This is a genomic window from Vibrio sp. HS-50-1 (assembly GCF_024747315.1).
GTDB classification, from domain to species: Bacteria; Pseudomonadota; Gammaproteobacteria; order Enterobacterales; family Vibrionaceae; genus Vibrio; species Vibrio diabolicus.
In genome coordinates this window covers 1-10534 of sequence record NZ_JAMPZF010000029.1, presented here as the reverse complement: position 1 = coordinate 10534, position 10534 = coordinate 1, and the positions used below count along the sequence as shown (strand labels likewise).

The following is a 10534-nucleotide window of genomic DNA, read 5'->3' as shown; positions in this document are numbered from 1 at the left end:
ATTTTACCTTCGCTACTTTCAATATGTACACAATAATAGCGACTAATAGTGCCCAAGGCATTGCAAACCACCAATAGTATGGTTCCTGGCTATCAGCAAGGTAGTAATTAAAAACTATAATTACACTCACAATTGTCGAAATGACATATGCTCCACCTAAAGCCATACAGATATCTGAGTGATGTTTAGAAAGTTCAAATTCACGCAGTTGAAATACGACAATGAAAAACACAAAAGGACTAAAAAGACAAACTGCAATGTGTAGAAATGAAAGAAGAATTAACCACCCAAGTGTCATATGTTTTCCTTTTATTTGTCTAACGCCGCATTAAGGTGTGAGCCACCTGGCCACAGAACTCAATTATAACACCGTAATCACTGAACCAAACCCAAACCGAAAATGCCAAGCGTGGCGAATCACTCTTAAATGCTTTGTTAGCAGTATTGCTCACCAAGAACAAAATGACGTAACATAAAATTAGCCATAGTATGTACTAGGTTCAGTTTTGATAAGTCAAGGTCTTCTCCACTATCATGAGCCAAATTATTTCTGGTTTCAGCGAGATCTAACAGGTCGTCTAGTAGAGATGCCTCATTTTTTTCATCGAGCTTATTTAAGTACTCCCAAATAAAGAGCATTTGGACCTTTTGGCTACATTGACGCATAGCCTTGTCATAAGATTCGGGTTTATTTAGTAACTCAATATATTTTTTAGAAAAAAGAGTTTTGTCTTTATATATCACTCGATTATTTTATAGAAATTGATGAATGCATCAGCTGCAAAGTGATTATTTTGAAATCGAAGTCCCGAATAGTAAATGCTTATTATTTTTTGAATCTTTTTGTTGTCAATTCTACTTTTCACTTTGTCATAATAAGTTGGTAGAGACTGAATAACCTCCTGAAAGTGCGCAGGATTACAAGGAAAAATATGAGGGTGACCTCCGCCTTTCTGTGTGACTCGCAACCAATCGTCACCAGACTTAATCCTTAAATTTAGAGATGATGGTTCAAGGATGGATACTCTATTGTTCAATGTTGACATCAATTTAAAAAAATCAAATATGGTATCTGCAAGCGGGCTTAGTCTCATATTGTCATCGTAAGCCTCTCGTTCATGAAAGTTTTTTGGAATTGTATATTCACATATAATATCCACTTCATAATAACCCCTTTCAACAGGGTGCTCATCTAAACTGCACTTTAACACTTTGAGGCCAGACTCAATAAAAAGCCCCTCTACTGAGCTTTCAAACCTAGTTTCGTAATTACCATCATATGCGAATGACTTTTGCTCCTTCATAGCTTCATGAGCCATGTGCTCTACAAAACTAAAATTAGAAATAAGGCCGAAAGAGGCTTTCAACACCACTTTTCCATCGATTTGGCAATCTTCGATGTTCTCTAAAAATTTGTTCATTTACTACATCCGATTTTCTTACGATCTTCCAATACTGCTAACGCCTTGCTAAGGTGTGAGTAACGCAATACAAAAGCTACCGCACAGCGCCTTAATCACCATAAGCCACCGCAAAGTAAAAATGCCACGCGTTACGAATCACTCTTAAGCAATTTGTTAGTACATGCGCTACTTCTATTTATGCGCTCCAAGATATTGAAAAATGGCATGATATGAAAGGCTTTGAACACTGAAGTGAGACGGGCAGCTACAAAACTTTACCGCCATTGAGAGACGAAAGTTGACTAGAAGAAAAACGCACTAAACTGCCCTACTTTTACTGGCTTCAAATTAGAAAAGGATTCTTTCCTCGTACTTGAACAGCCACACCAAAAATAATCAAGGTTCTCTCAAAAGCCACCACGAAAATGAAAAAGCGCCAAAGAAATAGGCTAAGAGTTAGAAACCGTAAACGGTGAAATCAAAGCGAACACTCCGCATATAGTGCCACCGGAAAGAACGTGAAAGGCACTAACTGAAAGGTGTAAAAACGAGCGCCAAAACAGATAAACACCAAAACTGATGACCTTTGATATCAAACCCGTACTAACGCCGCGTTAAGGGGCGCAGGCACGCAATACAAAAGTGACCGCATAACACCTTAACCACTAAACAAACTGCAAACCGAAAATGCCACGCGTGCCAAGTCCCTCTTTAACGCTTTGTTATGAGACTTTTACGCCCCAATTAGGTTAACACTTCGTTAAAAATGGCACCAAGTAAAGCGGAAATCACAGCGACACCCCATTTATTTGAAAAATCCAACGCACTATTTAATAATTGCCCGCGATTTTTTATATCCACAACTAACAGATATTTTATAAATAGATATTCATATAGCGTTGTGGTGTAAGACCCGTAAACACTTGATGCTCTTGTATAAATGATGAAACGACGCATACACTTTTTAATAAAACCATCTGTAATATCGTCAGGAGATATACCGTGTGCAATTATTATACTTGTTTCCACTCTACGAACCCATTCCGACTTGTAGGGGCGAATAGTAACTACCACGTCCCCTTTAGGGGACAATGAAAAACATAGCCCTGCTCCTTTTTCAAAATCTAGTTTGGAGCCACCATTCGCTAACTTTTGAGTTATACCCGTATAATTGGATTCAGCAGTGATCTGAATCGAATCCAAATTTTCAAATTCATTATTATCTTGGCAAAATAATATAAACGGATACCCAGTATTTTTTGCAGAAAGTATAAGCTCATTAAAATGAAACTTAATTTTATTCTTAACTTCAAGCTTCCAATTAAGTCGCTTTCTCTCTAGCTCAAAATGACTTCTTGCCAATTTCTTCGATTCTATTTTTAAGTTCATAAAGTCCATACTTTCTGACTGGTCTCATAACGCCCAATTAAGGGGTGAACAACGCCTCCCCCCAAACCTAAAGCATTGTGCCATAAACACTAAACTGACTTGAAGTGAGGGCGCCAAGCGTTGTGAATCCCTCTTAAATTGCTTGTTATGTACATACTATAGATTCGTGATGAGCTGTTTTAGCTTTGCGACTTCTCTACCGTGTTCTGTAAGTTCACGACCACCCTCGCAATTATGGCATTTTTCTTTGCTCTCTTTAGTTAGAAAAAGCTCATATGTATCTTTGGCTTCTACATTTCCTAAACCGATATCCAAACATGTTTGTTCAAACTCAGCAAAAGATGGCTTACCAGCCTCTACCCACGCTCTCTTCACATCAGAGTATTTGCTATCAATATCATCTGCCCAATCACCGTACTTGCCAATAAAACGAGCTCGAGCAAAACTAATAGTAGAACCACTACCCATACAAACTGAACAAACTTTGGTACGTTCTTGTGATTCAATCTCTTCAATTAACATATTGATAAAACTCAAATTTACCTCCTAGTACATAACGCCGCATTAAGGGGTGAACAACGCCACCACCCTACCTAAACCATTGTGCCGTAAACACTTAAGCTAATTCAGACCAAAACTGCCAAGCGTTGTGAATCCCTCTTAAATGCTTTGTTAGTTGCCAAACCTAAGGCTTTGATTGGAACTTGATTTCCGCTTTGCCAACACTGTTTTTACGTGCTTTGAAAAACTTAATTCAGGCGCAGTTTCAAAGCGCCTGTCACTGAAACCACTTGGAATTTATAACGCCGTAGAAAACGGACTTTGAACACCAAATAAACCTTTTGGAAAGGCAATGCCTCAGAGCTGACTTTCAACTAATAAAGCGGCTTCTGAAACAGAAAACCCAAACCGAATAAGAAACCAAAGCATGATTTTCACAGACCCAAATAACTAGAAATTGAAATACGAAAACCTAGCCAAAAACACACGAACATTAGCCCTAAACATGATGCTTTAGGTCGTTTTTTCTCGTTGGCAACTAACGCCCTGTTAAGGTGTGAGCAACGCAATGCCGATGCCGCCGCAAACCACCTTAAACACTAAACACAACGCATAGTAAAAATGCCACGCGTTGCGAATCACTCTTAAACAGTTTGTTATGTTTATTCTTGCAGCATTTTGTCAAATAACTCTGTTAAAAAGTCACAAAACACATTAATACAGTGCTCAGAGAAGCCTGATTCGATTAATACTTTGTTATTGTGAGCCAATGACAGAAATGGGTTTCCTTTGATGTAACCACGCAGATCTTGGTTCCCTGTTTTGACCACTCCATCAGCATGTACCACACAGTTTCTTAATTGCTGAATTTTCGTAATCTCTACCCAAGCAGGATATTTGCTAGGGAAGTCAACCAGTGCTACTTTTTCAAGATACTTTCGACACTGATCAATAATACCATTTGAATCTAGATCTTTTATCTTCACAGGATTTTCTAATTCACGCTCATAAGCTTGGCAGATTTGCTGAAATTGATGCTCTAAAACGGTATAGATTGTTATTAATTCAGCTCTCCTTTGAATTGACGGAAACTCAAACTTCAGTTCTTGAAATTGCTCAGCCATTTCTTCCAGATACTCATCGCGTTCATAAGATTCCTTACCTTGGGCTAGTTTTTCAACATCAGCCTTAAAAGGCTCAGCTTCTGACTCTAAGAAATCATCTACTTTTCTTGCATGCTCTTTATACGTATCGTATTGCATGTAAAAGCTTGACCTAAACAATGGAAATCTAAAATCTTTTAAAATGTCCAAACTTTACTCCTATAAACATAACGCCGCATTAAGGTGTGAGCAACGCTACCACGAAACCCAACCCTACCACCGTAAACACAAAACCCAACGATGGAATGAAAAATGCCATGCGTTGGGAATCACTCTTAAATGCTTTGTTAAATTTCTATTTTAAGTGCTGCAGTGTTTCCACCAAATCTTGTTCCGGGATCTCTTTAAGGTTAAACAGATCATAGAAGGTATGACCTAAATTTGTGTTATAGATCCACGCAGGAATAAGTGCCCCTAACCCCCAAACAATTTGAGATTTTTGGTTTTCGTCCCCTTGATATACAAAGTTTATATCTTTGAGATTTTGAACTTCCTGTAGAATCCCCCATACCTCCGGCGTGGCATTCGTACCACTAAGTGCAGTAGTTCTGAAGTTATTACCTATACGGGAAAATATATTTATTAAACAAAGTTGCCTATACGTGAGCTTTTCAAACACCTGCAAAAAATAAGATGCTCTATTCAAGTCAACATCATCTCGAAATATTAGATTTGAATAAAACCAACCTGCGAAAGGAACTTTTCTTTCTTCAAAAGAAGCTTTGGATTTCAACAGCATCCCCTCAAGTAAGTCTTCCGCATCACTTCTTTTAATATCTGAGCCTTCAAAAAAGCCATCTTCCCTAGGTACATGCCCAGCCTCAAGCCTCGCTCTTACTTCTTCTAGTGATATAGCGGCGGCGGCACCAATCCTTTGCTGCTCTTTTGGAGATAAATAGCTATCGTGAAGATCAGATCCTATTGACGTAAATACGTGCGAGATCCCTGCGCCTAAAGCAGCTCCGACAGCTGCACCAACAGGTGATCCTGAAACAAAACTTAACGCACCACCAACAGCTGCGCCAGCCAAGTTGCCACCATATGATAACAGCTGCTTTGTTTTATCTATATTGTTCATTTTGACTCTCAGATCAATTGAAATTTAACGCCCAGTTAAGGGGTGAAGCACGCAACAACTAAGCTTCCGCATGGCACGACAACACCAAAAGCCACCGCATACTAAAAATGCCACGCGTGCTGAATCCCACTTGAACTGTTTGTTAGCACGCTGCCCTTAAAGCCTTTTATACACGCCAAGATATTGAAATATAGCACGAAACTTATGGCTTGAAACACCAACGCTAAATGGACAACTACTAAACTAGAACTCAGCCACAAAACGCAAGTTGGCTAGAAGAAAAACATGCTTAACTGCCCTTTTTCATCGCTTTCAAATTAGCAAAGAATTCGGGCTTCGAACTTGAACAACAGCGACAAAGAAACGCATATTTTGCCTAAATTTTCTCAGCGCTAAAGAAACCACACCAGAGAAATAGCCCTAAAGTTAGAAACCGTAAACGATAAACTCAAAGCGAAAACTTCACATCTAGTGCCACCGGAGCGAACCTGAGAGGCACATTTAATCAGGTGTAAAGCGAGGGAAAGAAATCAATAAAAACAGAGACTTTTAGCCTTTGATACCAACCCAGTGCTAACGCCGCATTAAGGTGTGAGCAACGCAACCACCCAACCTAAACCATTGCACCGTAAACACAAAACTCAAGCTTAAACTGAAAATGCTAAGCGTTGGGAATCACTCTTAAATGCTTTGTTATGTTTGTTCTAATCTTAGGAAAGAATGAAAAAACCTTTTATTGAGCTATACGTCACATTTTAAACTCACAAAACGTACCCACTAAACAGAAGTAAATATTATGCATCAAAACACCTAACTAAGGTAGAGGACATGGCAGTAAAAAAATGCATGATTCAAGGACTTGTATTATCTGAAAGCTCTCATGACAGCATCCGTGAAATCAACAAACGAGTTACAAACATGAAGCTACTTTCTGCGCTTTATGGATCAACCGCGATTTACCAAATTTTCTTCAAAAACACATTTGCTACAGCCACATACAATATATCAACAGCAGATTGGGAAACCTTCGCTCGTGGTGCAACATCAATACCTGTAATTACTCGAAAAATCATAAAGAATGAAGCTTTGATGCACTTTACGAGTAAAACAGGGAAAGAACTTAAATTTTGGCAGTGTGTATATGAAAGCTTATAAATCAGCGTTACTCTTTGTATTTACCCTCATTACCTTTTCAAATGCATTTGCTTTTGATTGTGTAAATGAGCGGGACTTTGTTATTTCTAAAGATCATTGGATACATAGTTTATCACCGGAAATTCAATACTATACTGTCATGTACTTGTCTGAAAAGACGGTTGAGCAATGCTTAAAAGAGAAGCCTTCCGAAAAAACCAAAAAACTAAGGTTAAAGCTCGAAAAGGCAATTGGCACTGAAAAGCTGTCTGAAATAGAGAGAGAGTTTATTTTTTTATTTGATACACGGAGTGCGTTTGAAGCTTTAGGGCTAGATATAATGAATGACGACTTTCTGCAAAAACTTAGGGACCACGAGTTCTCTAAAGAGTGATCGTCCCCAAAACATAACGCCCAATTAAGGTGTGAAGCACGCGACCACGACACTAAATTTGACCACCGTAAACACTAAACTTAACCCAAACCAAAAATGCCAAGCGTGCTGAATCACTCTTAAATTGTTTGTTATATCCGTGCTTGAGATGCCAGTGAATTTACTATTTCCTTTGCTTCAACCGGCACAAGATCTAACTTACTTAGATCATTAAGCTTTACCCAAGTAAGCTCATAGCGGTTACTGCTGCTTTGAGTTTGACGCTCTGGGCTATGCAATGACAATTTAGGCTCAAAAAACTGAACATTTACGAGATAGAAATGCTCCTTTCGTCCACGGTTCACGACTGAAAATATTTCTTGATAGTTGTCGATTCGCAGACTGGTTTCTTCAAAAACCTCTCGTACGATTGCTTGCTCAAGTAGTTCTTCTGGCTCTACTCCACCACCGGGAAAAACCCAGTAATTTCGTCCCTCTTTAAAGCGTTTAATGAGGAGAATTTCTGCGTTCTTGCGATTAAGTATTAGAGCACTAACTCTTTGTTTCTGCATTATCTGCTCCAAGGATATAACGCCTTGTTAAGGTGTGAGGCACGCAATACCAAAGCTTACGCATACCACCTTAACCACTAAAACCAACGCATAGTAAAAATGCCACGCGTGCCGAATCACTCTTGAACAATTTGTTAGCCCTTTTTCAAAAGGTTAAGACTTGTATACGACAACCAAACCACCAAGATTGCCATTAAGTTTAGAGAAACTGTTACTTCATTAACATTCACACTTATCGGTACTTCAACTCCAAAAGAAAAGGCTAAGGAAAAGTTAGGTGTCTCTATGTCTATAATCTGAATTAAATAAAGAACGATCATTAACTTAAATACCCAAAGCTTCTTTTTTAATAACCCGTAAAAACTAGACAAATTCAAACTTAGCATCACTAAAACAATTGCAAATGTGAGAAAAAGACTCGAAGAGCTCAATTGATTTACTTGGGCAAGCAAGGTAAATAATAGAAACAGAGTAACTGCAACAGATATACCCTGCAAAAACAGCAAGAACTTTGTTCTTTTTAAATGATTTTCAAACAATTTTTTATATTCTCCTTGAGGGCTAACGCCTTGTTAAGGTGTGAGGCACGCAATACCTAGTCTCTGCATACCACCTTAACCACTAAAACTAACGCATAGTAAAAATGCCACGCGTGCCGAATCACTCTTGAACAATTTGTTATGCTCGTTCTTTTGGGATTTGTAAAAGACTTACAAGATCCAAAACTGCGGTAGTTTCAAAGCGATCTAGTTTTGGTAAGACATAACTATCGTTCACCGTTTTTAAAGTAATTTCTTTGATCACTGCACCGTCCCTTGAGTAAGTCGTATCATAGGACTCAACATCACATACACTCAAATGCCAAAGTGCGCTATTTCCCAGTTTAAGACTAATACGCCCACCTAGAACCTCGATGCTGTAAAGACCATTTTTATCCGGAAACTTTTGCTGTAACAATAAGCTAATTGCGACTATCGAGCTCAAACCTAGCGCTACAAATAAGCTTCCTGATGCAATAGAAATAACGATAATACCTATAGTGCCGATTAAAATTGCACCTTTATTCAAAGCTTTATCTTTTTCCCTGAGATACACAACTCCCTCCTGAGAGCATAACGCCCAATTAAGGGGTGAGCAACGCTACCACCCAACCTAACGCATTGTACCGTAACCACTAAAAATGAAGTAGAAGCAAAAATGCCAAGCGTTGGGAATCCCTCTTAAATTGTTTGTTATGTTTTACCACAAATGACTGATTTACTTGGCAAAGAACTGCTTTGTTGAACGCATTTCAAGAAGTCAGTCACACGCTCAAACTCACTTGGCCGCCAGAGGCACGAAACACCAAGCGCGTAAGTCCACTTCCCTGCCCAATGAGGCAACCCGACTTAGCTTCAACAAGCGCCCTCTCTTTCCAACCAAAGCGCAGAACAATGGCAAATTGCCGAGGCAACTGCCGAGGCAACTGCCGAGGCAACTGCCAAGCCGACATGCTACTTGGCAAATACGCTCAAAGCGACTTAGAGCCAGTGAAACTTGAAACCAACCGCCACGACCTGAAAATGAAGCAACCCGCGAACATTGACATGTTTTACGGGTTGAGAAATTCACGAATTTAGGCCGACAATACGGATTTGCTGAGGCAACTCGAACGAACTGCCAAAGGGGCAAATAACATAGTTCGAAGAAGCTTTAAGCCACTGAAATACAAGTAAACATAACGCCCTATTAAGGGGTGAGCAACGCAATACCGAAGTCGCCGCATACCGCCTTAAACACTAAAACCAACGCATAGTAAAAATGCCACGCGTTGCGAATCCCTCTTGAACAGATTGTTATGCGACTGGTGATGATAGCTTTGAATTTGCCATTCTTACGATCTGGCGGACGGGCTGCAAATGAATTTCAGCAATAATTGCGGATACAAAACCCATTATCACTACGGGAATGCCAACCGAAAAACTAAACCACATTGCGCCACTTAACTCTGGCTGTCCCCACTGACTATAAAGCGACGATAGAATTGAAAAAAGTGCCAGCGTCAAAGCGATAAGCTGAGTCCAAGTATGAGTAGACACCACGAAAGTATTTGAATAGGCACTTTTCCGAATAATCGCCTTACCCGTTAATGCCCCCATTTTCACTCGAATACTTGAATTGCTACCAGAGACTTCATAGCCCTGAGCAACTAACTGATCAATTATTTCTTCCACTCGAAACTCCTATTTCTGGGTCGCATAACGCTCTGTTAAGGTGTGAGCAACGCAATACCGATGCTTCCGCATACCACCTTAAACACCAAACGGAGCGCATAGTAAAAATGCCACGCGTTGCGAATCACTCTTAAACAGTTTGTTATGATAAACTTATTCGCTTAATCTTATTCTTAAAATAATATGGAGACACAATTAGCACTAGCATCAGAATACAATCACCTACTATTTTTAAAGCAGGGTCACCAGCAGTTTGAGTAGTCATGAAATTTAGTAACCATGCTCCAAACTCGCTGTGCTGATCTAAAAGCTTGATGAATGTGCCCATAGATAAAAGCGTCACCAGACCGAAAATGTCACGTTTTAAGTTGAAAGACTTCTCTATAATATTATCTATTAATAACTTGACAATAATACAAGTTATCAAAGCCCCTGCTATAAAAGAGATAACCTTGCTTAACAAAGAATAAACCCAAGATTCCAATCCATAACCTAATAATAAAACCGATAATAACATTAACCATGAAGAAAAAAATAAAGATGGTATATATACATAGTTAGAATAAAATGCTTTCAAGACTTGAATCTTATCTTTCCTATCAGAAAAGTACATTACCACCAAGATTAATGACACGATAAAAGCACCTATAGTTTCAGAATCAATTCCTATATCCAATTCTTAGTTCCTTCATTAAATTAAAGTTAATC

Annotated in this window: 13 protein-coding genes; 3 read left to right on the top strand and 10 right to left on the bottom strand. The window is 39.0% G+C overall.

Annotated elements, in window-relative coordinates:
• The 6 genes from NDJ01_RS14375 to NDJ01_RS14335 form a co-directional block, all read right to left on the bottom strand.
• Window positions 1-298 (bottom strand): hypothetical protein (locus NDJ01_RS14375; RefSeq protein ID WP_258586903.1); only part of this gene is annotated, 298 nt, incomplete at its 3' end.
• Between the two features lie 442 nt (window positions 299-740).
• The gene (locus tag NDJ01_RS14370; protein WP_258586902.1) at window positions 741-1421 is read right to left on the bottom strand and encodes a hypothetical protein; all 681 of its coding nucleotides are present in this window, start codon (window positions 1419-1421) and stop codon (window positions 741-743) included.
• Window positions 1422-2147: 726 nt separating this feature from the next.
• Window positions 2148-2792, bottom strand: coding sequence for a hypothetical protein (locus NDJ01_RS14355; RefSeq protein WP_258586901.1), 645 nt, complete (start codon window positions 2790-2792; stop codon window positions 2148-2150).
• A gap of 156 nt (window positions 2793-2948) precedes the next feature.
• Window positions 2949-3329, bottom strand: coding sequence for a hypothetical protein (locus tag NDJ01_RS14350; RefSeq protein WP_258586900.1), 381 nt, complete (start codon window positions 3327-3329; stop codon window positions 2949-2951).
• A gap of 626 nt (window positions 3330-3955) precedes the next feature.
• Window positions 3956-4606, bottom strand: coding sequence for a hypothetical protein (locus NDJ01_RS14340; RefSeq protein ID WP_258586899.1), 651 nt, complete (start codon window positions 4604-4606; stop codon window positions 3956-3958).
• A gap of 145 nt (window positions 4607-4751) precedes the next feature.
• Window positions 4752-5534 carry a hypothetical protein gene (locus tag NDJ01_RS14335; RefSeq protein ID WP_258586898.1) on the bottom strand — a complete coding sequence of 261 codons (783 nt, stop codon included), beginning with the start codon at window positions 5532-5534 and terminating at the stop codon, window positions 4752-4754.
• 828 nt (window positions 5535-6362) lie between these two features.
• Between NDJ01_RS14335 and NDJ01_RS14330 the strand changes: the two genes are divergently transcribed.
• Both NDJ01_RS14330 and NDJ01_RS14325 read left to right on the top strand, forming a co-directional pair.
• Window positions 6363-6689 (top strand): hypothetical protein, encoded by a 327-nt coding sequence (locus tag NDJ01_RS14330; RefSeq protein WP_020840765.1) that lies wholly within the window; start codon window positions 6363-6365, stop codon window positions 6687-6689.
• Window positions 6676-7062 (top strand): hypothetical protein, encoded by a 387-nt coding sequence (locus NDJ01_RS14325; RefSeq protein ID WP_020840766.1) that lies wholly within the window; start codon window positions 6676-6678, stop codon window positions 7060-7062. Before NDJ01_RS14330 ends, NDJ01_RS14325 begins: the two co-directional genes overlap by 14 nt.
• A gap of 131 nt (window positions 7063-7193) precedes the next feature.
• On the opposite strand, the gene NDJ01_RS14315 is transcribed toward NDJ01_RS14325, so the two are convergent.
• Both NDJ01_RS14315 and NDJ01_RS14300 read right to left on the bottom strand, forming a co-directional pair.
• Complete coding sequence (locus NDJ01_RS14315; protein ID WP_031813941.1) at window positions 7194-7613, bottom strand: NUDIX domain-containing protein; 420 nt, start codon at window positions 7611-7613, stop codon at window positions 7194-7196.
• A gap of 678 nt (window positions 7614-8291) precedes the next feature.
• Window positions 8292-8708, bottom strand: coding sequence for a hypothetical protein (locus NDJ01_RS14300; RefSeq protein WP_258586897.1), 417 nt, complete (start codon window positions 8706-8708; stop codon window positions 8292-8294).
• Window positions 8709-8890: 182 nt separating this feature from the next.
• On the opposite strand from NDJ01_RS14300, the gene NDJ01_RS14295 reads away from it, so the two are divergent.
• Entirely contained in the window at window positions 8891-9232 is a 342-nt protein-coding gene (locus tag NDJ01_RS14295) for a hypothetical protein (RefSeq protein ID WP_258586896.1), read from the top strand.
• A 216-nt stretch (window positions 9233-9448) separates the two neighbouring features.
• Here NDJ01_RS14295 and NDJ01_RS14285 read toward each other — a convergent pair whose 3' ends face one another.
• Both NDJ01_RS14285 and NDJ01_RS14275 read right to left on the bottom strand, forming a co-directional pair.
• Window positions 9449-9826, bottom strand: coding sequence for a hypothetical protein (locus NDJ01_RS14285; protein WP_258586895.1), 378 nt, complete (start codon window positions 9824-9826; stop codon window positions 9449-9451).
• A 142-nt stretch (window positions 9827-9968) separates the two neighbouring features.
• Window positions 9969-10502, bottom strand: coding sequence for a hypothetical protein (locus NDJ01_RS14275; protein ID WP_258586894.1), 534 nt, complete (start codon window positions 10500-10502; stop codon window positions 9969-9971).
• Window positions 10503-10534: the final 32 nt, after the last annotated feature.